Here is a 26,681-nt window from a genome sequence, read left to right as displayed (position 1 = left end):
CCCGGGCCTTTTTGCGTCTGCTTGCAACTCGACCGTTTACTTCTTCTCGTCGGCCGTCAACTCCGCAAGCACCTCAGTGCTATGAACATTGGGGTCAACCTTCGGCCACACCTTCACGATCTTCCCTTCAGGAGAAATCAAAAACGTCTCGCGATTGGCAAAGTGCATCGTGCCGAACGTCTTCAAGGGCACGCCGTACATATCGACCACCTTGTGGTCGGGATCGGCAAGCATCTTGAAGTTGAACGTGTCCTTCGCGCACCAGGCTTTGTGGCTGGCCACCGTATCCAGGCTCACGCCCAGCACCACAGCATTCAGCGCATGATATTTGGTGAGGTCGCGCTGGAAGTTGTGCGCCTCAATCGTGCAGCCCTGCGTCTGGTCCTTAGGGTAGAAGTAGAGCACCACCCACTTGCCCTTGAACTCGGACAGGCTGATGTCCTTGTTCTCCTGCGAGGGCAGCGTAAAGTTCGGTGCGGTTGTGCCGACGGCAAGTTCGGTCGGGGGTGCTGCATAGGCCTTCGCGCCGATTCCACATCCTGCAACAACGGCGCCGGCCACGAGGGCGGTCAGAATTCGTTTGTGCATCATCAATCCCCTTTATATGCTGAATCTATTTAGTGGTGACGTATAAATATGCGGATAAGACTCGCGCCAGAGGGCGTGCGAAGCAATTTTACGCCGCCGTGACAAAACAATGACAACCTGCTGGTTATTCAGCAGAAATAGCAATGCCTGCCGCATCCGCCGCCCGCACAATAGCCTCCGGGTCGAACAGCAGCGTCCTGCCCGCCTCCACAGCAAGACACGTAGCCCTAGCCCGCTGCATCGCCTCAATCGTCCGCACGCCAACGACCGGCACATCGAAGCGCATGTCCTGATTCGGCTTGGCGACCTTCACCACGGTCAGCGACCGCCGCAGCGTCGTCTCGCCAGCTTCAGTATCCAGCGTGCGAAAGAGCGCCCCAGCACGCTCGATCGTCGCGTCCGTACCCTCCATCGCCTCGACCGCCACGCAAGCCTGCGCGGCAATCACCACGGTCTGGCCAAGATCGTACCCCGCAATCGCCCGCGCCACCGTCCGCCCATAAGCAATGTCCTTCTGCTCCTCCTCGTCGGGCGCGCGCCGCGTCAGCACACCAGCCTTGGCAAGCAGCGGCTCCAGATACTCGGTCGAACTAATCAGCTCAATCCCCTCATCCGCCAGCACCTTCGCCACCGCTCCCAACAGCATGTCCGTATTCCGCGTGCGCAGGTTCAGCAGCAGCTTCGCCAGCCGCCAGTCCGGACGAATGCTCGAAAAGATCTGCTTATGCTTCACCTGCCCGGCCATTGTGGCCCGCGTGACGCCCTCCTGCCTGAACATCTCAATCAGCCGCGAAAGCTCACCCAGCGACATCCAGTGAACATGAATCTCCGCATCAGCCGCAGCCCGCGCATCAATCTCCGGATCAGTCTCTTCCTTGATGGCCGCAACCACCACAGTCAAGCCATGCGCCCGCGCCGCCTCTAGCAGAAGAAACGGAAACCGCCCATTGCCCGCAATCAAACCCAATTTCGGCATTCGCTCTACTTTAGCCGCAATTCAGGCCAGGACAAAACTCCGCAGCAGAAGCAGCCGTGGCAAGGCACAAGACTCCGCTTCTTCCGATCCGCTTCCGAGCTTGCAACAATGCAGGATATTGCGCAGTGTCACTCCACCATCCCAATGCTATGATGACCCGCACATCATGGGCAGCACGACACGCACCATTGAAATTCCGCGCATAGCAAAGCTCCGTGGCATGGTCGCCCGATATTTCTACCTCTTTATGTCGCTGCTCATTGCAGCCATCGTTGTCTACGGCTTCAGCCACACAGTCAATCATTTTCTCATCCACGCCGTGCCGGTGCGCCCGTGGATTCTCTACCTGCACGCCACCGCATTCTCCGGCTGGATCATTTTTTTCATCGTGCAGTCCGCATTGGTCCGCGTCCACAAAGTGAATGTCCACCGCACGCTGGGCTGGTTTGGCGCGGCGCTGGCGACGGCGATGGTCGTCATCGGCCTGGCGACTGCATTCACGATGGACCGGTTCAACATCCTCCACTTCCACGAGACCGGGCAGTCACCATTCCTCGCCATTCAGCTTCAGGACATGGGAAGCTTCGCCATCCTGTTTGCGCTCGCCGTCCTATGGCGCAAAAAGCCCGAGTGGCACCGGCGGCTCGTCCTGATGGCGAGTTGTACGTTGATGTCCGCCGCCTTTGCACGATTCCCGGCAGTCCCTTTGCACTGGACATATCACTGCGTCGAAGCGCTCATCTTCCTCGGCGTCCTGCGAGATCTGTTTGTCAACAGACGAATCCACGCAGCTTATCTCTATGTGCTTCCCACGCTGATCATCACCCATGCGATAGCGCTGCACCTGTACTTCGCCGCGCCGACACGATGGGTCAGAATCACAGACGCAATTCTCCGCTTACATTCCTGAACTGCGATGGCTGCCTGCAACTTCATCAGCCAGCCGAATCGTCCGCCCCGTCTGCGCGCTGCGACGCGCCGCATCGAGAATCCGCACCACCGTCACATTCGTATCCAGCGAAGTCAGGTCATGCTCTGGCTTCAGCTTCCCGTTCAGAACCGCGCTCAGATAGTCGAGCGAGTTGTCCTCCGGCGCAGTCAGCGCAGGAATCGGATCAACATGCTCGGCGCGCTCGTGCGGCAGGCGGATGCGCAAGTGCGTGTTGTCGCCGTAGATGGTGTCCACATAACCCGTGGCCCCGTAGACCTCCATATCCTTGCGGTCGAACGGCCAGTTCCACGAGCCCTGAATGATGACCTGCGCATGCGGATACGTCAGGACGATCGTGCTGTCGTCGTCAACCTTCGGATAGATCTGCGGCTTGATGTGCAGCGTCACCGCCGTCACCGTCAGCGGAAGCTCGCCGTGCATGTACCACGTAGCCAGATCGACCCCATAGCAACCGAAGTCAAACAGCGCGCCCGCGCCGTTCTGCACCGGGTCCGTCAGCCACGAAAGAAACTCCGGCCCAACGCCAATCTCCTTCGGACCACGATGCCCGTCGTGAACCACCAACTTGCGCACGTCACCAATCTCGCCCTTTTCAAGCATCCCGTAAGCCGCGATGTTCGACGCATACCAAGTCGTCTCATAGTTGGTCAGGACAGGAACGTTGTACTTGCGCGAGAGCCGCTCGATGGCGAGCGCATCGTCCACCGTCGTCGCCAGCGGCTTCTCCACCATCACAGCGATGTGCAGCGGCGCAGCCTCTTCAATCGCCGCGCGATGATGCGCAATCGACGTGTACACCAGAATCGCCTGCGGATGCGTCGCCTTCAGCATCGCCGCCTCGGTCGGATAGAAGATACCCGCAGGCAGGTGCGCCTGCTCCTGATAGTGCCTGCGCAGCGCAGCATCCGGATCAGTCACACCGACAAGCTGCACCTCAGGATGCTGCGGCAGACTATGCAGAAATCCCTGCACATGCCCATGCACCAGCCCAACAATGGCGACGCGAATGGGCGCTGACGCCTGGCCATAAGCAGATGATGAGCTTACGAGCGCACAAAGCACGACCATCCCAGACAGCTTCTTGCCAATCATCCGAACAGAAAAACGCATTGAAATTGCTCCCGGTCTATTTCGCTAGTAAAGATTGATTGAGCTTATCAAGCCGCTGCTTTTGCACAGCTTCAGCCGGCACATCAAGCTCTTTTCGAAGACCATCCGTAACCAGTTGGTCTGCATAAGGCTCCATCGTGAATGGCTTTGCAGGATCAAGACGATGAGATTGAGTTCCGTAGATCTGTGGCTGCTTCATGGAGAAGAGGTATCGATCCAGCGTAGCCGCACTTAGCCAGATGCAATTCCTGTTTCCCTTGCTAATTCCAATGACCGCCAGTGTATGGGCCAAAAGATAGTCATCGCTGGTCTGTCCATGCTGCATGATGAGAGCCGCATTGAAGTAATCCAGACCAGTTGCAAGCTGATTCTGCGCAATCATTTCTTTCACTGCAGCGAGGCGGGTCGCATCGGCCTGAAAAGCCTTCGCGCGTTCAGCCTGCGTCAAGGCGCTGGTTCGAGCGAGTTGGTCCTCTTGAGCCATCTGGATCAGCTTCTCGTTCGACTGGCTTTGAGAAGCTGCAGTGTTTGTCTGCGCGGCAAGCGAAAGACTCAGCCCGAGTAGAGACGCAGCAAGGTATTTCCTCATGGCACGCAATTATAGATTGCCTACTTGATAATGCCCCGCTCGCTCTTCGCAATGAAGTCCGCCAGATACGCCACGCGCTCGCCGAACTCGCCAGACGCAACCTTCTCCTGGATAGCCGCCAGCGCCTCCGAAACATTCAGCTTCGAAGCCTGCAGCAGACGATACGCAGCACGAAGCTGCTTGATCTCCTCCGGCGTAAATCCCTTGCGCTCCAACCCCACCTTGTTGATGCCATACGCATGGTTGTTGCGCTCTATCGAAGTCAGCGAGTACGGCAGCACATCCTGCGTGATCGTCGTGCCTCCGCCCACATAGGCATACTTGCCAATCGTGCAGAACTGGTGCACCGGATTCAGCGCGCCAACAGTGGCGTAATCCTCCACCGTGACATGCCCGGCAAGCGTAGCTGCATTCGCCAGAATCACGCCATCGCCAATCACCGAGTCATGCCCAATGTGCGTGTAAGCCATAATCAGGCAGCCCGAGCCAACGCGCGTCGTACCGCCCCCGCCCGTCGTCCCGCGCGAGATCGTCACATACTCGCGGATGTCATTACGGTCGCCAATCATAAGCGCAGTCGGCTCGCCCTTATATTTCAAATCCTGCGGAGCAACGCCGAGGCACGCAAACGAAAACACGCGGTTGTTGCGCCCCATCGTCAGGTGCCCGTCGAGCACCACGTGCGAGACCAGCTCGCACTCCTCACCCAGCACAACATTCGGCCCAATCGTGCAGTAGGGCCCAACCGTGCAGCTCGCCGGAACCTGCGCGCCCGGCTCAACAATCGCCGTAGGATGAATCCTCGCCCGCTCGCTCACGCCGAAGCAGCCCCGCTCTCTTGCTTCTTCGCCGCCCGTGGCACCAGCGCGCACATCACCGTGGCTTCGCAAACCACCTTGCCCTCCACCGTCGCCGTGCCCTGCATCCGCACCGCGGTCGAGCGCCAGTTCAACACCTTCACCTCAATGCGCACCTGGTCACCCGGCACCACCGGCCGGCGAAACTTCGCGCTGTCGATGCCTGTGAAGACCATCAACTTGTTATCGCGGTCAGGAATCTCGGTCAGCAGCAGCGCGCCGCCCGCCTGCGCAATCGCCTCCACCATCAACACCCCGGGCATGATGGGATAATCGGGAAAGTGCCCCTGAAACTGCGGCTCGTTGAACGACACGTTCTTAATCGCGACGATGCGCTGCTTCCGTTCCACCTCAATCACGCGGTCGATCAGCAGAAACGGATAGCGATGCGGCAGAATGGACATAATCTCAACGATGTCCATCGTCTTCTGTTCAGCGGATTGGGCATGCGCTGCGGATTCAGTCGCGGCAGTGGATGTTGCAGTCGTCTCACTCATGGCAGCCCTGAGTATAAACCGCGCGGCTACTTTTTCTTGAGCAGCAGGTCCGGATTGAACAGGTCCTGCGACAACCCTGTGTTGTATTTAACGCTGGTCAGAAACGTCTGCCCCACCATCTCGCCATTGTGATAACGGGTCAGCGTATACGCTGTCGGCAGGTCCTGGACCGTGTGGTAGTCGTCATACTCCTCCACATCCTCGTCCCAATCGTTGAACTGAGCATTGCGCGAGCGGAAGGTGCTCCGCAGCGGCAGATGCGTCGTCGCATCCAGCTCCAGCGTGACGGCATCGTTATTCGCGCTCAACACCGTCACCTTGTCCGCCATGCGCCGTTCCACCATCGTCGTGCCCTCGGCCACAATCATCACGCCCGGCGCCTTGATCCAGTCCCTCACCACAACCTCAATCGAGTGATCGCGCCGCAGATAGAAATTAGCCACCTGTTCCTTCGGCAGCGTCGTCTTGCCCTTGTAGGTAATCTCGTAGCCGGTCTTGTCGCGCCAAATCTGCACCACATCGGTCTTCTTGCCGGGCATAATCATGCCCCGCCACGAGAGAAAGCCGATGCGTAGCGCCTCAGGGCGGCCCGGCCCCGGAAATTGCCGGTCGGCATGAAACAGCGTACCCAGTCCATTCGGCTGTCCTTGAAAAAACGAGGCCACGCGGCCATCCTCCGTCTCGTCCTGACGATCCAGCCACGCCTGCCCGCCCAGCGCCTTCACCATCTCGTCGATAAGCTGCTTGCCGCGCTGTTCATCGCTCTGCCCCACAGGCTGCGCCGGCGAAGCGCTCGGAATCGCATCGGCCTGCGCCCTGAGCGTCTGCACAGATGCAAAGGTCATCGACAAGGCAGACAGCACAATCGCAATCCGAACAGCCACGCTCTTCATTCAAGCTCCATCTCGCTCCAGCCTCAGGCAGGCCGGGCAAGAAATTCTCTGCATATTTGACGCTACTGAATCATCTTATCCTCGTGCAACTGTGGGTCTTTTTCTTATAAAGCACCTTCACCTGGGCACATCGCTGAACATTTCACTCTTCAAGGAGAGTCAGTTCTATGAAGATCGCTGTCCTGATCGCGCGTATCCTGTTGGGCTTTATCTTCGTCTTCTTCGGCCTCAACATCTACTTCCACTTCCTCCCCATGCAACTCCCTCCCGGCGACGCAGGAACATTGATGGCCGTGATGTTCAAACACGGCTGGTTCACGTTCTACGGCCTCTTCTACGTTGTCGGCGGAATCCTGCTGCTGATTGGACGATTCGTCCCGATCGGCCTCGTGCTGCTGGGCCCGGTCATCGTCAACATCCTGCTCTTCCACATCACCTTCAACATGTCAGGAATCGGTCCCGGAGTCGTCGTCACGATCCTCGAGATCTTCCTGATCTACGCCTACCGCGAACACTTCAAAGCGCTGTTCACCGCAGGCTGGCTCCGCTAACCAGTCACGAACCGGGTGCCCCATTCATGCCGCAGCCCATCGCGGCATGAATGGGTTCCTCACCACTACAACTCTGTCATTTCGACCGAAGCGATGGACGGCCTCATCGTCCATCGCGTAGCGGAGAAACCTGCTTCTCTACCGAAACTTCACCCGGAACAGAGCGCTATTCCTCCGCCTCATCATGCACCGGCCGCTTCGCCGTCGCCAGAATCTTCTGCGCGATCATCGCGGGCACGATATCGTAGTGGCCCATCTCCATCCTGAAGCTGCCCCGGCCCTGCGTAATCGAAGTCAGCGTCGTGCCGTAGCTCAGCATCTCCGCCATCGGCACCTCGGCCCGCACGACCGTACCCGCGCTTCCCGGCTCCATGCCCTGCACCCGTCCACGGCGCGAGTTCAAATCGCCCAGCAGCGCGCCCGCAAACTCATCCGGCGTCTCGATCTCGACCTTCATCACCGGCTCCAGCAGCGCGGGCCGGGCCTGTTCCATACACTTACGAAACGCCAGTCGCCCGGCCATCTTGAACGACATCTCGCTCGAATCCACATCGTGGTAGCTCCCGTCATACAACGACACCTTGAAGTCCACCACCGGATACCCGGCCAGAAATCCGCGCGCCGCCGACTCCTGTATCCCCTTCTCAACCGCCGGAATGTACTGCCGCGGAATCGAGCCGCCAAAGATATCGTTCTCAAACACAAAGCCGCTGCCGCGCGGCAACGCATCCATGCGAATCTTGCAGTCGCCAAACTGCCCATGCCCGCCCGTCTGCTTCTTGTGCCTGCCCTGCGCGTCTGCGTGGCCTAGAATCGTCTCCCGATAAGGTACCTTCGGCGCCTTCAGCGTCACCTCCGTGTGATACCGCTTCTTCAGCTTCGAGACCACCGTCTCGATATGCTGCTGCCCCGCGCCCGCCACCAGAAACTCATTCGTCTGCGGGTCGCGGAAGAACCGGAGCATCAGGTCCTCTTCCATCAGTTTGTGCACCGCCGGGGCCAGCTTGTCCTCGTCGGCGCGCGACTTCGGCTCAATCGCATAGGTCATCGCAGGCTCCGGCATCGCCACCGGCTCTAGGAAGATATCCTGTCCACGGTCGCCCAGCGAATCGCCCGTCAGCGTCACGTGCAGCTTCGCCACCGCGCCCAGATCGCCCGCATGCAGCTCCGGCACTTCGACCGCCTTGCGTCCCTGCATGATCGAAAGATGCACCAGCCGCTCCTGCTCCTGCCGCGTGTAGTTCTCCACCGTCCTGTCATTCTTCAACGTGCCGCTCAGCACCTTGAAAAATGAGATCCGTCCGGCAAACGGGTCCGACATCGTCTTGAAGACGTAGAGCGCCAGCGGCTCCTTATCGTCCATGCCGCGCATCACAATCTCTTCCTGCGCCGTAACCGCCTCGCCATTCGCATGGCCATTGGTCCCGACCGGGCGCTGCAATCCCCGCGCAGCCACCGGCTCGCGCTCCACCGGCGAAGGCGCATAGACCTTCAGAAAATCCAGCAGATGGTCCGTGCCCACATTCCGCAGCCCGCTCACATACAGCACCGGGAAGATGCGGTCCTCGCGAATCGCCTCATGCAGCGCCGCGATTAGATGCTCCTCCGGAATCGTGCCCTCGCGGAAGAACTCCTCCATCAGCTCATCTTTCCCCTCGGCGACCAGTTCCACCAGCGCCTCATGCGCCTTCTTCGCGTCCTCTTCCATCACATGCGGAATCTTGCCCACCTCGCCGCGTCCATCGCCACCGGGCTTGTACAGAAAGGCCTGCATCGTCACCAGGTCCACCACCCCGTGAAAGCCGTCCTTGTCCACAATCGGCAACTGCACCGGCACCACCTGCCTGCCCCACTTCCCCTGCAGGTGCTCGATCATCTCCATCCGTCCCACGCGGCTATCGGCCTTGGGATGGTCCACCTGATTCATCACCAGCACACGCGGCAGGTTCACCTCCGCCGCATAGTGCCACACCCGGTCCGTCACCGTCTCCGCGCCCACCTGCGCGTTCAGCACAATCAGCGCCGTCTCCACCGGAAGCATCGCCGCGCGCGACTCCTGCACAAACATATGGAACCCCGGCGTATCCAGCAGGTTGATCTTCACCCCGCCCCACTCCGCAAACGCGACTGCGTTAGACATCGTCGTCCGCCGCGCCACCTCTTCCTCGTCATACGCCGTCACCGCCGACCCGTCTTCCACCCGCCCCTGCGCCGGCGTCATCTTCGCCGCATGCAGCAGCGCTGCAATCAGTGTCGACTTGCCACTATGCGCATGGCCCACCACGGCCACATTGCGAATCTCTCTCCCTTGATAGACCCTCATACCGCAGTCCCTCCTCAGCTCAAGTCCGTTAGCGTGCGCCTTTCTATTGCGCCTGTGTATATAGACGCGCTCAACCGACAGCAGCGCCGCTTCAGACTTCCGCCATCCCCCGCCCGGCAGCGTTCAAAGACTCACCACGTTCGGAGCGCAGCCGGAGGGCGCTTCCCAGGGGAAACGGATGCTATCACACAGGCAAGGAAATTGCGCGGCCCAAAGTCGGGCGTACCGGAAGATTTTGCCGCCTCCTCAACACTTTCTGAGAGCGCAATCATAATTTTGGTTTAGACTTCCTCTGTTCGCTTCAACGGGCTTTCTCTGCCTCTCAAAAACACAAGGAGCACCTGTGACCAACCATCCCCATCTCGCCCGCGCCCGCCAACTCGCCTCGGTCCTCACTTTGGCCGCAACATCGCTCCTCATAGCCCTCGCGCCCGCAGCCAACGCACAGAGGCGCGGACAAGCCGCCAACATCACCAGCTCGCTCTCGCCCGCGGCCCAGCAGGTAATTGAGCGCCTCTCCACCTTCGACGAGCTCTCCGCGCCTGACTGGCGCTACCACGCCGGCGACCTCCCGCACGGCGAAGACCCCGCGCTCGACGACAGCTCCTGGCAGGTCGTCAAAGCCCGCAGCGAAGCCCCCAACGAGTCCGTCTGGTATCGCCGCACCATCGAAGTCCCCAAGACCCTCAACGGCTACGACCTCACCGGCGCGCGCATCTGGTTCGCCTTCCACGCCAGCGCCAACGGCCCCATGCCGCAGATCATCTACTTCAACGGCCGCCGCGTCGCGCTCGGCGACGACCTCGAGCCCATCATCCTCTTCGACAAGGCCCAGCCCGGCGAAAAGGTCCTCGTCGCCGTCAAGCTGCTCAACACCGTCGACAAGAAGTCCTTCCGCGGCGTTACCCTCAAGATCGACTTCGCGTCCAACCGTCCCAGCCCTGAAGACCTTCGCACCGAGTTCCTCTCCTCGACCCTCCTCATCCCCACGCTCTCCAAAAACCCCACCGCCGACATGGCCACGCTCGAGCACGCCATCACCACCGTCGATCTCTCCGCGCTCGACTCCGGCGACCAGGCCAAGTTCGACGCCTCGCTCAAGCAGGCCGCCACCGAGCTTGAGCCGCTCAAGCCCATGTTCCGCGAGCTCACCTACAACGTCACCGGCAACTCCCACATCGACGCCGCCTGGCTCTGGCCCTGGACCGAGACCGTCGACGTCGTCAAGCGCACCTTCGGCACCGCGCTGCAACTCATGAACGAGTACCCGCAATACACCTACACCCAGTCCGCCGCGCAGTACAACGAGTGGCTCGCCGACAAATACCCCCCGATGAACGACGAGATCAAGCAGCGCATCAAAGAAGGCCGCTGGGAGGTCGTCGGCGGCATGTGGGTCGAGCCTGACCTCAACATGCCCGGCGGCGAGTCCACCGCGCGCTCCATCCTCCTCGGCAAACGCTGGTACCTCCAGCACTACGGCGTCGACGTCCGCATCGGCTGGAACCCCGACTCCTTCGGCTACAACTGGCAGCTCCCGCAGATCTACAAGCGCTCCGGCATCGACTACTTCGTCACCCAGAAGATGACCTGGAACGACACCAACCCGCTCCCCTTCAAGCTCTTCTGGTGGCAGTCGCCCGACGGCTCCAAAGTCCTCACCTACTTCCCGCAGGGCTACGGCAACAACAACCTCAACCCCGTCCGCCTCGCCGAAGACATCGTCGTCGCACGCAAGCGCGCACCCGGCCTCACCGACATGATGGACCTCTACGGCATCGGCGACCACGGCGGCGGCGCCACCCGCACCGTCCTCGACGAAGGCGACCACTGGTCGCAGCCCGACACCATCATCCCCAACATGCACTTCGGCACCGCGCAGCCCTACTTCTCCAAAGTCGAGCAGGACATCGCCCCCGACTCGAAGACCTGGGACTACAAATCCATCGCCGACGGCTACCAGTTCCCCACTCCCGTCGAGGGCAAAGTCTCCATCCCCACCTGGGACGACGAGATGTACCTCGAATACCACCGCGGCGTCTTCACCACCCAGGCCCGGCAAAAATACAACATGCGCTACAGCGAAGAGCGCACCCTCAACGCCGAAAAGCTCGCCTCACTCGCCTGGCTTGACGGCGACCGCTACCCCACCGACGAGTTCACCGAGTCCTGGAAGAAGATCACCTTCAACCAGTTCCACGACCTCGCCGCCGGCTCCGGCATCGGCGTCATCTACAAGGACGCGCAGAAGGACTTCGACCAGGTCTACTGGGCCGACAACGAAATCTCCACCAAGGCCCTCAACACCCTCGCCGCGCGCGTCGACACCCACGTAGCCACCGGCGTCCCGGTCCTCGTCTTCAACCCGCTCGCCTGGCACCGCGACGGCAACCTCACCGTCAGCGTGCAGATGCCATCCGCCTCCCCCAACGGCGTCTCCGTGCTCGACGCGCACGACCGCGTCCTGCCCTCCGCCATCCTCTCCAGCAACCCGAAGACGAACACCTTCAAGCTCCTCATCGAAGCCAAAGACGTTCCCTCCATGGGCTACGAGGTCCTCCACGTCGTCCCCGGCAAGCGTCCCTTCACCAGCGACCTCAAAGCCTCGGGCACAACGCTTGAAAACGCCGCCCTCAAGGTCGTCGTCGATCCCAACACCGGCTGCATCACCAGCCTCTACGACAAAAAATCCAACTTCGAAACCATCGCGCAGGGAGGCTGCGGCAACCAGCTCCAGACCTTCCACGATCTACCCAAGGACTACGACGCCTGGAACATCGATCCCGGCACGCTCGACCACATGACGCCCATCACCGAAGTCGACTCCGTCAAGCTCGTCGAGAACACGCCCGTCCGGGCCACCATCCGCGTCACCCGCACCTGGCAGAGCTCGAAGTTCGTGCAGGACATCCAGCTCTACGCCGGCGCCGACACCGTCAACGTCGTCAACAACGTCGACTGGCACGAGACCCACGTCCTGCTGAAAGCCTCCTTCCCGCTCTCCGCAACGTCCGGCTTCGCCACCTACGAGATCCCCTACGGCTCCATCCAGCGTCCCACCACGCGCAACAACTCGTGGGAGAAGGCCCGCTTCGAAGTGCCCGCGCAGCGCTGGGCCGACCTCGGCAACACGCAGCACGGCTTCTCGCTCATCAACGAGTCGAAGTACGGCTACGACGGCGTAGACAACCAGCTCCGCCTCACGCTCCTGCGCTCGCCCATCTGGCCCGACCCCAACGCCGACCGCGGCCACCAGCACTTCAGCTACGAGCTCTACCCGCACACCGGCACCTGGCAACAGGCCCTCACCGAGCGCAAGGGCTACAGCTACAACTACCGCCTCCGCGCCGTGCAGGTCGAATCGCACACCGGCGCAGGCCCAGCCGAGCACTCCTTCCTCTCGGTCGAGCCTGAGAACGTCGTCCTCACCGCCGTGAAGAAGGCCGAAGACTCCAACGGCCTCATCTTCCACGTCTTCGAGTGGGCAGGCAAGAGCGCAAACGTCACCTTCACCCTCCCTCCCGGCGCAACCGCAGCCACCGAAACCAACCTGATGGAAAAACCAGAAGGCTCAGCCCTCACCATCACAGACAACAAGGTCACAGTCCCCATCAAGCCCTACGAAATCCTCGCCCTCCGCGCAGACTACCCACACGAAACGGAGCACGCCGAGACAAAATAACCATCCACAACACCTCCGCATTAAACAACGCAGCCGCTCAGACAAACCTGAGCGGCTGCGTTGTTGCTTGCCTATTCAAGCCACAAAAGTACGTCATCTCGACCGTAGCGAAGCGGAGTGGAGAGATCCCTATATTTCGCTTGCCAGTCACCACCGCTCGGGTGCCCCATCCATGCGCAGTCTCACCGCGCATGGGTGGGAATGAACACGTTCCACCGGCGCTTTTACGGGTGCGCCTGTAGAAGATCAAGACGTTGTTCCATCGGACGGCGAGTGCGCATTGTTATCCGCTTGCCCCGCCAACCACCTCGCACGGTATAACTAGAAAATTGTGAATACAAGACGTGTGACAAACCGCCTTGCAGAACTCAGCGCCCTCCACCATAAATTTGAATCATTCGAGGACACTCTGCGTCATATCCGCGAGTTCGGCGTCGGCATTATCTCCGTAGCCGAGGATGATCGAGCATTAGGTTGGACGTATTCCACTGGGCTTTACGACACATACGGCCAACCAGAAATTATTGTGACTGGGTTCCCGCCCAATCTCGCGAAGTTCATCATCAATGAAATGGGTAGGCGCTACGCCAAAGGAATTGCTGCCCAAGAGGACATCCCCACGCGTGACCTCATTGGTAATGATCTCAGCTGCATCTTCAAGCCTGTTGACAAAGTCTGGGTCAACCGGCTCATGCTGCGTACACTGTGGTTCTACGGAAGCGACAACTTCCCGAGCCTCCAATGCATCTGCCCTGACTTCGAAGGTCTTTTTCCGTGGGAAGAAGGATTTGATGAACGCTGGAAAAGCCGGCAGGCTCTGCTCTATCCCGGAGCACCACGAGGCAAGGCGGAAACACAATTATGGAACGTAAGTGGCTCTGAAAGATCGGTTCAGTAAGCCCTTGGGGTATGCCTTCCTTCCATCAAGCCGTCACCGCAAGGGGACTTTAGCCCCTAGGTATGCCTTATAGCCCCGACAACATCATCGCCCCGTTCAAAACCGGTTATGAAACACCGCCTTATGAATATCCGGCCAGAACTCCTTGAACGTGAAGTTGGCCGAATCGATAATGTCGCTCGTCAGCCACTTCTGCCCCACCTTCGTCCACGTCCGATACTTCGTCGGATAGTACAGCGTCGAAAGCCCAGCCGATGCGCCCGACCCCACAATCTCCGAGTAGTTGAACGCACTCCCGCCATCATCCGTCTTGGTCACAAACACACGCGTCGCACCATACCACACACGATGCCCGAACGAGCCATGCCCAAGCGTATAAAACCGGCTGTCCTGATGAAACAGAATCGGCCCCGCACCGCCCACCATGAAGTTCTCCGTACCCGTGTCCAGCAGCGTATGCCAGTAGTACCGGCCATACCCAACCACGCCCTGATGAAACTCCGGATACGACTTCCCTTCCATCGAAAACCCGGCCTGCACCGCCGCCAGCAGGAACGAGGAGTAGTCAAAGCTGTCATGCGCAGCATCGACCAGCTTGTCCTTCGCCGTCTGCCTCGGCAATTGAATGTCCGCCGAGACGGACCGGAAGTTCGGCATCACGCCCAGAATGCGCTTCGTCTGCTGCGTCCCATTCGGGCTGACCGCGTCTGGATTATCCGTCTGGCTCGTTGTGCCTGTTGTACTTGATGAAGGATCGGCTGCCTGACCCGATTGGCTGGCCTGACTCGTCTGCGCAATGGGAGCATCCGGCAAAGCCGCATCGAGCATCGGCGCCGCATTCTGATTCGCAGTCACTTGCTGTGCGCCAAGCGAAGACACCAGCGATAAGGCAACGATAAGAGCAGCACCACCGCAAAGAAGGCGGTTCTGGTGTTTCAATTCAATTGGCATAGTGGCGAAAACGATCCTTCGTCGAGGGGGCCTTGGGTACATCGGGGGGAGTACCGTGCAGATTTGATTCTACAGACGCCAAATGGAACCAAACTGTCTCAAAATCGCCACACCAGCCAGGAACCATCAGACGCGCACTAAAGTGGAAGGGCACGGCTTCAGAGCCTGTCCTGAGCGAAGTCGAAGGATACCAAAAACAAGCCGCGCGAAGCGCATTCCGCTCTGCCCTGAGCGAAGTCGAAGGGCCGGAGTGAAGCCCGCAGGGCGAAACGACCCGAGTCCCCCGCGCCACAAATTCCTGTCAAGCCCTCAAACCCCACGTAAACCAGGCGAAAACTCACCAACTCAAACCAACCAAACCACTTCCGCCACCAAAATTTCCCCGCCCAACTTGGCGGTTTAGTTTTGGCCTACCCGGTAAAATAGAACCAGCACATAAGAAAAGAAGCCCCGGACAATCTCCGGGGCTTTTCTCATTTCAAATGAAGACTTTGCAGGGAGGCGAACCATGCCGATCCATGAAATCAATACGTTACGCGCAGTGGCTCGCGGGAAGTCCACCCCTAAACCCAATGCCTGGAAGACTTTGCGCAAAAACACGGGGGAGGGGCCCTACAGAATCCCCATCCTCCGAGCCACCGTCGTCAGCGTCTCGAGCGCCTGGTCGATCTGCTCCCGCGTGTGCTCGCTCGTCATGATCGTCCTCACCCGCGCCTTCCCCTCCGGCACCGTCGGGAAGGCGATCCCCGTCGCCATCACCCCCGCCTCGAACAACTCCCGGCTGAACTCCATCGTCCTCCGCCCGTCCCCCACGATGACCGGGGTGATCGGCGTCTCGCTCGCCGGGGTCGTCCTCCCGCCCACGTCGAACCCCGCCGCCGCGAGCTGCTCCTTGAAGTACCGCGCATTCCCCCACAGCCGCTCGATCCGCTCCGGCTCCCGCTCCAGCAGCTCGAACGCCGCGATGCACGTCGCCGCGACACTCGGCGGGTGCGACGTCGAGAAGAGGAACGGCCGCGCCCGGTGGTACAGGTAGTCGATCAGGTCGCGCGAGCCGCACACATACCCGCCCAGCGCGCCGATCGCCTTCGACAGCGTCCCCACCTGCACGTCCACCCGGTCGGTGCACCCGAAGTGGTCCACGCTCCCCCGCCCGTTCCGCCCCAGCACCCCCGAGGCGTGCGCATCATCCACCATCATGATCGCCCCGTACCGGTCCGCCAGCTCGCACAGCCTGTCCACCGGCCCGATGTCCCCATCCATCGAGAAGACCCCATCGGTAATCAGCAACTTCCTCCCCGGCTCACTCGCAACCTCCTTCAGCAACTCCTCCGCGTGAGCGACATCCTTGTGACGAAAGACCTTGATCTTCGCCCTGGAGAGCCGCGCGCCGTCGATGATGCTCGCATGGTTCAGCTCATCGGAGATGATGAAGTCTTCCTTGCCCAGAATGCTCGACACCGTGCCCGCATTCGCCGCGAAGCCCGACTGGAAGACCACACAAGCCTCGACGCCCTTGAACGCCGCGATCTTCTCCTCGAGCTCCATGTGGATGCGCATCGTTCCCGCAATCGTCCGCACCGCTCCCGAACCAACACCGTAGTTCTCCGTCGCGGAAATCGCCGCTTCGCGCAGCTTCGGATGGTCGCACAAGCCGAGGTAGTTGTTCGAAGCCAGATTGATGACGCGCCTGCCATCGTAGGTGCACACCGGTCCCTGTTCATCTTCGAGCACGCGCAGTTTGAAGTAAGTTCCGCGCTGTCGCAAATCGTCGAGCTGCGCAGTAAGATGAGAGAGTTGGGTGCGTTTGACTTCGGTCATGCGCACCATCGTAAACCCTTGCCCCTCATAGCGTCAGCCTCTGCCTTGGAAACGAGCATCTTAACTTATCGTGATGCGCGGATGCTCCACATGTGCACCACGATAAGTTACTTCAAAGAATGGAGTCACACGATGAAACTCTCACATCCAGGCAGATTTGTTGTCGCAATTACGCTCGGGCTTGTTGTGCTCGCCGGATGTCGTTCCCAGCAGGATGCGGCACTTGATGCTGCAAAGAAACAAGCCGCAGCAACCGGACAGCCTCAACAAGTAGTCAGCGTCGACAAAAATGGAAACACCATCACCACAACGGTGCAGCCGCCGGTACCGGGACAAACGGGACAGGTCGTTACTACTACAGTCGTGCCGAAGTCCACAGTGGCGGCGAACCAGCCAGCAGTTGCACCAGGGCAACCTGCAGTTGTACCCGGCCAACCAACGGTCGCAGGTGATCAGTCGTACAGTGGAGCGCAGCCGCAACAGACCACAGAGCAGGTTCAACCAGCACGTCCTGCTGAGATCGACCTACCTCGCGGAACGCCTCTGGCGATCCGCATCAATGAGCACATCAGCGTCAAGAGCAGCCGCCCAGGCGATCGCTTCGACGGTGATGTTGCCGAACCAGTCAGCGGCCCCGACGGCAACATCGTGATCCCGCGTGGCACACATGTCGATGGCGAGATCGTCGCGGCACACAAGCGAGGCCACTTCAAAGGCGCTTCAATTCTTGAGCTGCGGCTGACCAGCTTAACGCTCAATGGAACGCAGTATCCCATCCAGACTAGCGACTACACCCGGTCGAAGAGGGGTAAAGGCAAGCGCACCGCCGCATTCATCGGTGGAGGCACTGGTCTCGGTATGCTGGTTGGCGGACTGGCTTCCGGCGGCACGGGCCTGCTGATTGGCGGACTCGCCGGTGCGGGCGCGGGCACCGCTACAGGAGCACTCACCGGCAATCGAGATATCGAAATCCCAGCAGAATCGCTTGTGCGCTTCCGTCTGGCCGATGATCTCGTCGTACGGATGTAACGAAGTACCCAACACGCACAACGGCCCATTCAGAGCGAGTGGGCCGTTGTGCATACCGTGAACTGTTGTGCATGCGGTGAATTAGTTATTACGCACCTTTGTGAGCAGACGGAATATCTCCAGGTAGAGCCAGACAAGCGTGACCATGAGGCCAAATGCGCCGTACCATTCCATGTACTTCGGTGCGCCCACGCGTACACCACTCTCGACAAAATCGAAATCGAGTACCAGATTCAAAGCAGCGATGATCACAACAAAGACGCTGAACCCAATGCCAATGGCGCCTGAGCCGTTGATCGAAGCAAAGTGGATTCCAAAGAAACCAAGGACAATCTCTGCGAGGTAGAACAAGGCGATTCCGCCAGTCGCAGCAAATACGCCCAGGCGGAATTTGTCTGTAACGCGCACAATGCCGGCGCGGTACACCAATAGCAGAACCAGTAGCGTGCCGAAGGTCAGGGCCACCGATTGAATCGCGATGCCTGGGAAGCGAACCTCGAGCACAGCGGAGAGACTCCCCAGCGCCAACCCTTCAAGTAATGCATAGACAGGCGCCCCAACAGGCGCCCAAGTCTTTTTGAACGTGACCACCAACGCAACGATAAAGCCACCAATCAACCCAATCCCCAGGAGCGGAAGCACGCTGGCAGCAGAACGCGTCTGCATAAATACATGCCACGCCCATGCAGCCGTAGCCGTCGTGCAAAGCAAGAGGACTCCAGTCTTATTGACCGTACCCTCCAACGTCATCGCGTCGCCAACCCCTGTGTACTGCCCTCGAAACACCTGTGCATTCAGTGCGGGATTCGACGTTTTCATCAGTTGAGCCATCTTTTCTCCTTTCGACTTCTGCGACACACCGCTCAGATTTTATTCTCTTTTGCGTAGATGCCGTGTAACCAACTCGCTCGCTTGCCGCATGATTTCTTCATCGCCACCACAACCATGAAGCCAGTGCATCTCGCGCTCGCGCCGGAACCACGTACCTTGGCGCTTGGCGTAGTTTCGATGGCCCTGCTGCGCCTTAAGCACAGCTTCCTCGCGGCTCGTCTCGCCACGCACAACGGCAGCGGCTTCCGCATACCCAAGCGACCCAAGCGCACGGCAAGCATCGCCGTAACGCTCCAGCAGGCGCTCTGTCTCTTCAACCAGGCCGCGATCAAACATCTCTGCTGCGCGCTGATTGATGCGCTCGTATAAGCGCTCACGTGGCGGAGCCAAACCGAGGCGCAGGATGCTATAGCCAGTCAGTACGTCACGCCCCATCTTCCACTGCTCGGTCAGCGGTCGTCTGGCGGCAAGCGAGACCTCGATAGCGCGAATGGCCTTCGGAATATCGTTCTCGTGAATAGCAGTAGCAGCAACACGATCAAGTCGCGTAAGCACTCGGTGCAGATGTTTTGGCCCATGTTCCGGGCCAAGCTTTTCGATGCGCTGACGAAGCCGGTCGCGCAAACCCTGTTGACGCGGAGGCGCTGGCGAGAGCCCATCTACCAGCGCACGCAGATACAAACCAGTCCCGCCAGCAACAATGGGCAGACGTCTGCGTCCAGTAATTCCGGTAAGCGCTTCACGTGCCTGATGGCTGTAGTCTCCCGCTGTATATGCTTCGTCAGGCCAGACGATGTCGATCATGTGGTGCGGCGCACGTGCGCGTTCATCGTGCGATGGTTTCGCCGTTCCGATCTCCATCTCGCGATAGACGGCCACCGAGTCGCAACTGACGATCTCGCCGTCAAACTGCTCGGCCAGATGCAGAGCCAGAGCGGTTTTGCCGCTGGCAGTTGGCCCTGCAATCACGATCAATGGCTGATCTTCGGCCACGAATTTCACCAGAGCCTCCACCATCCGGAGGGAGAGAACACGCGATGCAATCCGACTCGAAGAATACTGAACAGCAGCACACCAAGCGCGAGCACGAACAGCGCTCGAATCTGGCGGCGACGCTCCACACTCTTGCGCTCAGCGTGATTTCTTGAAGTCAGTGCGGGCATAAGGACTATTGTTGCGGAGGAGTGATGTTTACGAGGAACTCGATGCGCAGTTCAAGCTGAGGCCCGTGGAAGCTGGCCGGCAGTGGAGGAAACTGCCCTACGCCAACGATGCCGCCCCACGCAGCGCGATCGATTGCCTGGTCGTGGGTTGAGCCATCCAGATGCATCGCACCAATTCTGCCATCGGGCAGGATGGTAAACCGGATCAGCGTCTCGCCCTGCTTATTCAGCGGAGGACGTGCCTCTTCCGGAATCTGCGGAATCCACGAACGGCGGATGTCGCCGAGGATACGCCGCAGGTACGGTCCAAAGTCCACCCCCTGGGTATCGGAGAGCACTTCGACACCGGTGTTCAGCCCCTGATGCGCGATCGGAGCATTCTGCCCGTAATCACCGCCCTCACCATGGTTGCGTGCGGCCTGCTCTGCTGCCTGACGGATGGCATCGCCCGCATACTGATTCTGATTGCCAAAGTTGGGCTTCGTCGGCGCGGCATGCGGAGCGTCCACAGTTGCCTGCTGTTGTGGAGCGTGTTGTGGCAGAGGCGCAGACGGAGGCTGCTGCTTCGCCTGTTGCGGAGCGGGCTGCTGCTGTGCCGGTGCAGGCTGTGTTGGTGTTGGCGCAGGAGCCGCGGCGCCCGGCGCCCCTGCCTTACGCATCGCTTCCAGCTGCTCCAGCGTCTTCTTATCGAGTGTCGGATGAGCAGTCTGCTGCGTCTGGTCTTTGTCGCTAACGACGTTGGTTGGTTTATGCGGCAGCTTGGGCTTGCTCTGCTGCATTTCGAGGTATGTCAGGTCTTTCTCACGCTGTTTGAGCACATCCATCGGGTTGATGACGCGCGGCTCACGGAAGATGACCCGAGGACCGTACATGACAAACCATGCCAGCGCCATGCAGATGATGATCGAGATGTAGACTGACTCGCGAAACCGCGCCTTGGCCTGCTCGTCGTCGAGCGAGTCGAGAAGGTGGATGACCTGGTGCTCCTCGAGATCACCATAACGGCCTGCGTGCACCTTTATAGGCGGTGTGGGCGATGCGGAGTCAGGCGGTGTTTCAAGCGTGGGCATGGATGATGGTTCTGACGGTTTGGAGCAGCGAAAGTTGCGTCAGATGAATCAATTGGCCAGATAGCCAGGCGACGGTACCCTGGTGCGGCGCTACCTTTATTTTCGCATCTTTGGGCCTTCCCTGGCTGTTTTGTCCGTAACTCCCACACAATCAAGCCCGCGCCGGTAGACTGGAACTGTGATTGAGCGCTTCCGAGCCGACACCCGCGCCTCTGTGCTGACGATAAGTGACCGCTGCTCGCGCGGCGAACAGACCGATCGGTCTGGCCCTGCGGTTGCGCAGCTGCTTTCAGAAGCTGGCATAGCAGTAATCGATGCAGAGACATTGCCCGATGAGCGCGACCAGATTGCAGCGGCGCTACGTCGCCATGCGGCAACATCACCGCTGATCGTAACCACGGGGGGAACCGGCCTTGCACCGCGTGATGTAACTCCCGAGGCAACACGCGCGGTTTGTGATCGTATCATCGAAGGGCTGTCAGAACGGATGCGAGCCGAGGGCTCACGACACACACCGCTGGCCGCGCTCAGCCGAGGTGTCTGCGGAGCACTGGACGAATCGCTGATTGTGAATCTTCCGGGGAGCGTGGCAGGAGCAGAGACGTCTCTGGCTGCAATTCTTCCACTGCTGCCGCACGCGCTCGACCTGCTTGCAGGACGCACCACCCACGAGGCGAAGAGTACTCAGCACGGGTAGAATAGATATGTCCCCGTGAAGATTCCCGCCTCTATCTGGATACATAAAGCGAACGTCGCCTTGCAGGCCCTTGGGGTGTGGGGACTGGGTGCCATGGCGCTGGTCGATTCGTCGTCGGTGCCCATGCCGCTGGACGCGCTTTTGATCAAGGACGTCGCTGAAAATCATTCGCGATTTGTAATTTACTGCCTGATTGCTGCACTGGGCTCGGCCATCGGCAGCCTGGTGCCGTACTACCTGGGCCGCGCGGGCGGCGAGTTGATCTTACTCAAGCGCATCAATCGCCAACGTTATGAGCAGTTGCGCGATCGCTTCGAGAAGCAGGAGTTCCTGGCCATCATGGTCCCGGCCATGCTTCCTCCTCCGATGCCGATCAAATTGTTCGAGCTGGCTGCGGGAGTCTTCGAGATGAAGCCGGCATGGTTTTTTTCGGCGATGCTGACCGGCAAATTCCTCCGCTTTATGCTTTGGGCCGTGATTACGATCCTCTATGGCCCGAAGATCATCAGCACCATGACGAAAGCCGTTCACGACCACCTGGGATATGTTCTAGGAGCGGGAGGAATTGTCGTTGTGCTGATCGTCGTGTACGTCGTTCGCAAGCTCTTCGACCGGCGGCGCGGTACACAGTTTCCTGTTGAGGATTAAAGCAAAAAGGCCGCGAACACTCGCGGCCTTTTCACTCCTTGCACGCGTTACGCCATGGGAAGATTATTGTTTCCCGTCTCATGCAATGTGTTCGCGATGTTGCGGGCCAGTGCAGGCAGACCGAAGAGCGCAGCTGCGGTGAAGGCCGTCGAGATCAGGTCATTCGCGTAGAACGGAATGCCCGCAACATAGCAAGCGCCGAGACCAGCAGCAGTATGCGGATACATCGCGCTTCCCGCCCACACTGCAAAGTTGCTGAGCAGGAAAAATGAGGTCGAGGACGCAGCCACCGCTCCACCAACCCGCAGGGCCGAACTCTTGCGGCTGAGGACCTGATGCGCCATGAGGCAAACAGCAGCTTCCCATCCCCAGGTCACCAGATAGTCCTTCGCGTGGAACGGATAGCTGAAGACGAATGATGTCAGGTAGTAGTCAGTCGCCATCAGAGCGAGCACGGCAAAGACAGTCTGCCACCGGCTGCGGCGAGCGCCGAAGTACAACAAACCGCCACCCACGGCTGTGAATCCAAGATTGACCTGATGAAATGCGTAAGGCAGGATGCGGCTCAAAACCGCTAGCAGAAGAACGAGATAAGCAGCCATGGGAGACCTCTGTCGATCCAGATTCGTGCGAATGACGATACATCTACGATTTTCAAACTTAAGTGCGGCAGGGTCAACTTCGGTCCTTCGCCGTCTCAATGCTGGACCCGGCCATCCATCTCCATTCGAACCACGCGGCGATCTGTATTCAAGATGACCTTACCGGAGAGCGGAGGGTCTTCGCGCCCGGTAAGGAACGAGGCGTCGTACATAAAGCGCAGGTCGCGGAAGGTGACCGTGGCAAAACCTTCATTGCTCGTATACGTCTGTGTGACCAGCGGAAAGCTGGACCAGTCCAGATATACCTGTCCAAGCCAGCTACGTTTGGCTACAAGCGTGGCGAGCGTGGTTGGCGGCTTGTAGAAGATGTCCGACTCCTTGCTGGTCGCGACCGTGTCGTCGAGCGTGTCTACAGTGGCCAGTTGATAGAAATCGGGTGTCTCGACGATGACGCTCCAGCGAAAAGGATTAACCATGTGCGGACTGGCGAAGACTCTCGTAACAGGCGCTCCGTAGTTCTGTGCCTGCGCAATCTGAATGGCGTCCTGCCGCTCCACGATGCGCCAACCCCAAAACGCAACAATGCCAACCAACGCGGCGATGGCCCATCCGCGCCCGTGAAACTTCGCCTTACGTACGCCGACCTCGCTGCTGACCAGCCCAAACAATGGCGGCGCAATGAGCGCGATCAGCAGAAGAGCAAAGATGACTGGCTCGAAGATGAATACGAACGATCCTGCATACCATCTTGGGTTGAACGGAAAAAACGGGCGCAGGCCGTAGTTGTTGGTCCAGTCCAGCAGCAGATGGCTCAGTAGCGCAATCAGCGAGAAGCAGAAGAGCAGCCACCATCGCACTGGTGCAGCCGTAGTTTTGGCTGGATTGCGTTTGATACGCCATCGGTGAAGCAACCACACAACGCCGACCACGATGGCGGCTTCTATGGGCAATCCGAGAAAGGTGTGGGTCCATCCGCGATGATGCTGGAAGACCGCGACCGGACCTTTGATCGACCATAGTGTGTCGAGGTCAGGAGCTTCCGCAGCAAGCGTCATGGCCAGCGTAGCGTAAGCCGCCTTGCGATTGAACCCTGCGCGAGAGAGCACAGCGCCTGTCATCAGATGGGTTACGGGTTCCATAACGTTCAGCATATCCGCTCACAGGCACACTACAGAATCACAAAAAATCATTGCCCCGCGCCTGCCGCTTCGGTACGATGCATCTGAACTGGAGTCTTTTCATGAAACGATTCAGGCAACTGCTCTGCTTTGGTCTCGTCTGTGTCTCAGCCTTGCTCATCGCCGAAAGCAAAAACCCGGCGGACTATCCTCTGCGCATCCATATCTTCGGCCGCAACCAGACAACCTGGTACCACAACCGCTTCAACGACGAGTCGAAGGGCGATGGCCGCGCGAATCTGTTCGAGAACGGCGAACCCAAAGGGGTCGATTTCAGCTACGACTGCTCAGACAAGATCAGGGCATCCTTCGGTTTTGAGACCTACCCGGCAAAATGGAAGAAGCCCGGCCGTGAGCTTGTCGTACTGTTCCCTGTCTTCGGAAAGAGCGGGGTCTACTTCACATGTAATCTGAAGACAGACGTCAAAGACTTTGCTTACTTCGCCCACGACGGCCGAATGGGATCAGAACCCATCGCTGACTTCAAAGCATGGATGATGAAGCACGAGTACGATCCAGAACACGGCAAAGACACCCCGATTAGAACGGCACAGCCCACGGCTCAGGCCGCACCTGCATCGAGCCAGTAGTGCTCTCTTTGCAGCCTGGCATTGTGATAGCACGCGCTCTTTATAATCCTGACTATGGCTGCGGCTTTGACTCCCGATCGACAAATCGACGCGCTGCGCGACGAACTGCGCCGCCACGAGCACCTCTATTACGTACTCGACACGCCAGAGATCAGCGACGCCGAGTACGACACGCTGATGAACCGGCTGAAGAAGCTGGAGTCCGAGCATCCGAATCTGGTTACGCCGGACTCACCCACACAGCGCGTCGGTGGCAAGCCGCGCGAAGGCTTCGTCAAAACCGCACATTCGCGCCCGATGCTCTCGCTCGACAATGCTTATAACGAAGATGAGCTTCGCGCCTGGGCGCAGCGCGTTCGGGATGCGCTGCCGAGCGGCGAGCCAGTCCAATTCGTTTGCGAGCTTAAGCTCGACGGCCTTTCTCTGGCGCTACATTATGAATCTGGCCCGCACGGAACCGCGCAGCTCGTTCGCGGGCTGACGCGTGGCGACGGCACAATTGGCGAAGACGTTACCACCAATGTAAGAACCATCCGTTCTGTGCCACTGAGCATCTCCGCCGCAAAGCTTAAGACGGCGGAGCTTCCCCAGGCATTCGAGGTGCGCGGCGAGGTTGTTTTGCCACAGGCCGCATTCGTCAAGATGAATGAAGACCGCGTAGCACAAGGACTCGCACCTGCTGTGAACCCCCGCAATGCGGCAGCCGGCACCATCCGCACACTTGAGCCGAACATCGTTGCTCAGCGCAGGCTCGACTTTTACGCCTACTTCTTGTTGAAGGATGGGGAGACGCTGTTGCCTGCGCAGTCGGAGACGCTGGAAGCGTTGCGAGTAGCTGGCTTCCGAGTAAACCAGCACGCGAAAACTATAGCGAACATCGACAAGGTTATCGGCTTTATCAACGATGCCGAGAAACTGCGAGACGCTCTGGGCTACGAGATCGACGGCGTTGTAATCAAAGTCGACTCGACCGCACAACAGCGCCGACTTGGCTTCACGGGTAAGGCGCCACGCTGGGCTATCGCGTACAAATTCGCAGCGCGCGCAGGCACGACGCGGCTGGAAGACGTGCTTTTCCAGGTGGGCCGCACAGGCAAGGTAACCCCTGTAGCTGCACTTGCACCTGTCTTCATTGGTGGCACTACTGTCACTCGCGCAACGCTGCACAACGCTGACGAGATTGCCCGCCTTAGCGTGCGCATCGGCGATCTGGTTGAAGTCGAGCGCGGCGGAGACGTGATCCCGAAGATCACCCACGTTGTGGAAGAGAAACATTCGAAGACCGCACGCCGCGAGATTACTTTTCCTGGGGATTGTCCCCGCTGCAAGACCCCACTGGTCCGTGAAGAAGGCGAGGTCGACTGGCGCTGTGTGAATGCCAGTTGTCCTGCGCGACTCGAAGAAGAGCTGCGTCACTTTGCTTCGCGTGCAGTGATGAACATTGAAGGGCTTGGCGAGGTATTAGTCGCGCAACTGCTGGGCCATAGCATCCTGCAAATCTCAGCCGCTGCCGCAGATGACGAAGACGTAGAAGCAGAGACGCCAACCCGCACCGCGCTCGTTCGCTCGATCTCTGATATTTATCACTTGAAGAAAGAAGATCTGCTCACGCTGGAGCGTATTGGCGAGAAGACGGCTGACTCACTGCTTGAACAGATCGAGCGCTCAAAACAGCAGCCGCTCAACCGCGTCCTTCTCGGACTGGGTATTCGGCATGTCGGTGAGCGAACTGCGCAGGCGCTGGCAGAAGAGTTTGGCAGCCTGGATGCGTTGATGGAAGCAAGTGTCGATGACCTCACTCGCATCCATGATGTCGGCCCCAAGGTTGCTGAAGCAATCCGAGAGTACTTCGACAACAAACGGAATCGTGATCTTGTCGAGCGTCTCCGTAAGGCTGGACTTACCTTTACTGCAGAAAAGCGAGTTCGCGGCACCATCCTTGAAGGACTGACATTTGTACTGACCGGAACGCTGCCCAATCTGACCCGCGAAGAGGCAAAAGAGAAGATTGAGTCGGCCGGAGGCAAAGTCTCAGGCTCAGTCAGCAAAAAGACAAATTATGTGGTTGCAGGTGAAGAAGCTGGTTCAAAACTCGACAAAGCCAATTCTCTTGGTGTTCCTGTTCTCGATGAGGCCGGCCTGCTGAAGTTGATAGAACATGGCCCAAAAGCTGTGTGAACCGTCA

At 59.2% G+C, this 26,681-nt stretch carries 24 protein-coding genes; 9 read left to right on the top strand and 15 right to left on the bottom strand.

The window, feature by feature from the left end; all coding sequences use genetic code 11:
* Nucleotides 1-36: 36 nt before the first annotated feature.
* Both IEX36_RS13275 and IEX36_RS13270 read right to left on the bottom strand, forming a co-directional pair.
* Nucleotides 37-588: a peroxiredoxin gene (locus IEX36_RS13275; protein WP_188760055.1), complete on the bottom strand. Its 552-nt coding sequence runs from the start codon at nt 586-588 to the stop codon at nt 37-39.
* A 124-nt stretch (nt 589-712) separates the two neighbouring features.
* Nucleotides 713-1,564 (bottom strand): LpxI family protein, encoded by an 852-nt coding sequence (locus tag IEX36_RS13270; protein WP_188760054.1) that lies wholly within the window; start codon nt 1,562-1,564, stop codon nt 713-715.
* Between the two features lie 166 nt (nt 1,565-1,730).
* Between IEX36_RS13270 and IEX36_RS13265 the strand changes: the two genes are divergently transcribed.
* Nucleotides 1,731-2,474 (top strand): hypothetical protein, encoded by a 744-nt coding sequence (locus IEX36_RS13265; RefSeq protein ID WP_188760053.1) that lies wholly within the window; start codon nt 1,731-1,733, stop codon nt 2,472-2,474.
* Here the strand turns inward: IEX36_RS13265 and IEX36_RS13260 are convergent.
* From IEX36_RS13260 to IEX36_RS13240, 5 genes are read right to left on the bottom strand one after another with little or no spacing between them, the layout of a single operon-like run.
* Nucleotides 2,463-3,626, bottom strand: a complete 1,164-nt coding sequence (locus IEX36_RS13260) for a Gfo/Idh/MocA family protein (RefSeq protein ID WP_229668993.1) — start codon at nt 3,624-3,626, stop codon at nt 2,463-2,465. The two genes, IEX36_RS13265 and IEX36_RS13260, sit on opposite strands and share 12 nt — an antisense overlap.
* A gap of 16 nt (nt 3,627-3,642) precedes the next feature.
* Complete coding sequence (locus IEX36_RS13255) at nt 3,643-4,215, bottom strand: hypothetical protein (RefSeq protein ID WP_188760052.1); 573 nt, start codon at nt 4,213-4,215, stop codon at nt 3,643-3,645.
* Between the two features lie 20 nt (nt 4,216-4,235).
* A complete protein-coding gene (lpxA, locus tag IEX36_RS13250; protein WP_188760333.1) occupies nt 4,236-5,015 on the bottom strand; it encodes an acyl-ACP--UDP-N-acetylglucosamine O-acyltransferase in 780 nt (259 codons plus the stop codon).
* A 14-nt stretch (nt 5,016-5,029) separates the two neighbouring features.
* Nucleotides 5,030-5,569, bottom strand: a complete 540-nt coding sequence (gene fabZ, locus IEX36_RS13245) for a 3-hydroxyacyl-ACP dehydratase FabZ (RefSeq protein WP_188760051.1) — start codon at nt 5,567-5,569, stop codon at nt 5,030-5,032.
* 26 nt (nt 5,570-5,595) lie between these two features.
* Nucleotides 5,596-6,462 (bottom strand): hypothetical protein, encoded by an 867-nt coding sequence (locus IEX36_RS13240; protein WP_188760050.1) that lies wholly within the window; start codon nt 6,460-6,462, stop codon nt 5,596-5,598.
* Nucleotides 6,463-6,629: 167 nt separating this feature from the next.
* On the opposite strand from IEX36_RS13240, the gene IEX36_RS13235 reads away from it, so the two are divergent.
* Complete coding sequence (locus tag IEX36_RS13235; protein WP_188760049.1) at nt 6,630-7,013, top strand: DoxX family protein; 384 nt, start codon at nt 6,630-6,632, stop codon at nt 7,011-7,013.
* Nucleotides 7,014-7,179: 166 nt separating this feature from the next.
* Here IEX36_RS13235 and fusA read toward each other — a convergent pair whose 3' ends face one another.
* Nucleotides 7,180-9,336 carry an elongation factor G gene (gene fusA / locus IEX36_RS13230; RefSeq protein WP_188760048.1) on the bottom strand — a complete coding sequence of 719 codons (2,157 nt, stop codon included), beginning with the start codon at nt 9,334-9,336 and terminating at the stop codon, nt 7,180-7,182.
* Between the two features lie 343 nt (nt 9,337-9,679).
* Here fusA and IEX36_RS13225 point away from each other — a divergent pair, with 343 nt between their 5' ends.
* Together IEX36_RS13225 and IEX36_RS13220 are read left to right on the top strand one after the other, a co-directional pair.
* The gene (locus IEX36_RS13225; RefSeq protein ID WP_188760047.1) at nt 9,680-13,018 is read left to right on the top strand and encodes an alpha-mannosidase; all 3,339 of its coding nucleotides are present in this window, start codon (nt 9,680-9,682) and stop codon (nt 13,016-13,018) included.
* 346 nt (nt 13,019-13,364) lie between these two features.
* Complete coding sequence (locus IEX36_RS13220; RefSeq protein WP_188760046.1) at nt 13,365-13,916, top strand: DUF4262 domain-containing protein; 552 nt, start codon at nt 13,365-13,367, stop codon at nt 13,914-13,916.
* A 96-nt stretch (nt 13,917-14,012) separates the two neighbouring features.
* Here the strand turns inward: IEX36_RS13220 and IEX36_RS13215 are convergent, their stop codons facing one another.
* Nucleotides 14,013-14,867 carry a hypothetical protein gene (locus tag IEX36_RS13215; protein WP_188760045.1) on the bottom strand — a complete coding sequence of 285 codons (855 nt, stop codon included), beginning with the start codon at nt 14,865-14,867 and terminating at the stop codon, nt 14,013-14,015.
* A gap of 612 nt (nt 14,868-15,479) precedes the next feature.
* Nucleotides 15,480-16,697 carry a glycine C-acetyltransferase gene (locus tag IEX36_RS13210; protein ID WP_373283048.1) on the bottom strand — a complete coding sequence of 406 codons (1,218 nt, stop codon included), beginning with the start codon at nt 16,695-16,697 and terminating at the stop codon, nt 15,480-15,482.
* Nucleotides 16,698-16,820: 123 nt separating this feature from the next.
* Here IEX36_RS13210 and IEX36_RS13205 point away from each other — a divergent pair, with 123 nt between their 5' ends.
* Nucleotides 16,821-17,717, top strand: coding sequence for a hypothetical protein (locus IEX36_RS13205; protein ID WP_188760044.1), 897 nt, complete (start codon nt 16,821-16,823; stop codon nt 17,715-17,717).
* Nucleotides 17,718-17,798: 81 nt separating this feature from the next.
* Here IEX36_RS13205 and IEX36_RS13200 read toward each other — a convergent pair whose 3' ends face one another.
* From IEX36_RS13200 to IEX36_RS13190, 3 genes are all read right to left on the bottom strand, one after another.
* Complete coding sequence (locus tag IEX36_RS13200; protein WP_188760043.1) at nt 17,799-18,548, bottom strand: Bax inhibitor-1/YccA family protein; 750 nt, start codon at nt 18,546-18,548, stop codon at nt 17,799-17,801.
* Between the two features lie 39 nt (nt 18,549-18,587).
* Nucleotides 18,588-19,550 (bottom strand): tRNA (adenosine(37)-N6)-dimethylallyltransferase MiaA, encoded by a 963-nt coding sequence (gene miaA / locus IEX36_RS13195; protein WP_229668992.1) that lies wholly within the window; start codon nt 19,548-19,550, stop codon nt 18,588-18,590.
* A 166-nt stretch (nt 19,551-19,716) separates the two neighbouring features.
* A complete protein-coding gene (locus tag IEX36_RS13190) occupies nt 19,717-20,781 on the bottom strand; it encodes an energy transducer TonB (RefSeq protein ID WP_188760041.1) in 1,065 nt (354 codons plus the stop codon).
* Between the two features lie 178 nt (nt 20,782-20,959).
* On the opposite strand from IEX36_RS13190, the gene IEX36_RS13185 reads away from it, so the two are divergent.
* Both IEX36_RS13185 and IEX36_RS13180 read left to right on the top strand, forming a co-directional pair.
* Nucleotides 20,960-21,478 carry a MogA/MoaB family molybdenum cofactor biosynthesis protein gene (locus IEX36_RS13185; RefSeq protein ID WP_188760040.1) on the top strand — a complete coding sequence of 173 codons (519 nt, stop codon included), beginning with the start codon at nt 20,960-20,962 and terminating at the stop codon, nt 21,476-21,478.
* A gap of 15 nt (nt 21,479-21,493) precedes the next feature.
* Nucleotides 21,494-22,126: a YqaA family protein gene (locus IEX36_RS13180; protein ID WP_229668991.1), complete on the top strand. Its 633-nt coding sequence runs from the start codon at nt 21,494-21,496 to the stop codon at nt 22,124-22,126.
* A 47-nt stretch (nt 22,127-22,173) separates the two neighbouring features.
* Here IEX36_RS13180 and IEX36_RS13175 read toward each other — a convergent pair whose 3' ends face one another.
* Together IEX36_RS13175 and IEX36_RS13170 are read right to left on the bottom strand one after the other, a co-directional pair.
* Nucleotides 22,174-22,728 carry a DUF6580 family putative transport protein gene (locus IEX36_RS13175; protein ID WP_188760039.1) on the bottom strand — a complete coding sequence of 185 codons (555 nt, stop codon included), beginning with the start codon at nt 22,726-22,728 and terminating at the stop codon, nt 22,174-22,176.
* A gap of 95 nt (nt 22,729-22,823) precedes the next feature.
* On the bottom strand, nt 22,824-23,867 hold the full coding sequence (locus tag IEX36_RS13170) for a metal-dependent hydrolase (protein WP_188760038.1): 1,044 nt from the start codon (nt 23,865-23,867) through the stop codon (nt 22,824-22,826).
* Nucleotides 23,868-23,968: 101 nt separating this feature from the next.
* On the opposite strand from IEX36_RS13170, the gene IEX36_RS13165 reads away from it, so the two are divergent.
* Together IEX36_RS13165 and ligA are read left to right on the top strand one after the other, a co-directional pair.
* Nucleotides 23,969-24,496: a hypothetical protein gene (locus IEX36_RS13165; protein WP_188760037.1), complete on the top strand. Its 528-nt coding sequence runs from the start codon at nt 23,969-23,971 to the stop codon at nt 24,494-24,496.
* A 54-nt stretch (nt 24,497-24,550) separates the two neighbouring features.
* Nucleotides 24,551-26,674 (top strand): NAD-dependent DNA ligase LigA, encoded by a 2,124-nt coding sequence (gene ligA / locus IEX36_RS13160; protein WP_188760036.1) that lies wholly within the window; start codon nt 24,551-24,553, stop codon nt 26,672-26,674.
* The last annotated feature ends 7 nt before the right edge of the window (nt 26,675-26,681 follow it).

It is taken from the genome of Edaphobacter acidisoli, from assembly GCF_014642855.1.
GTDB lineage: Bacteria > Acidobacteriota > Terriglobia > Terriglobales > Acidobacteriaceae > Edaphobacter > Edaphobacter acidisoli.
The sequence above is the reverse complement of the archived record's forward strand: the minus strand, read 5'-3'. Positions and strand labels throughout refer to the sequence as shown.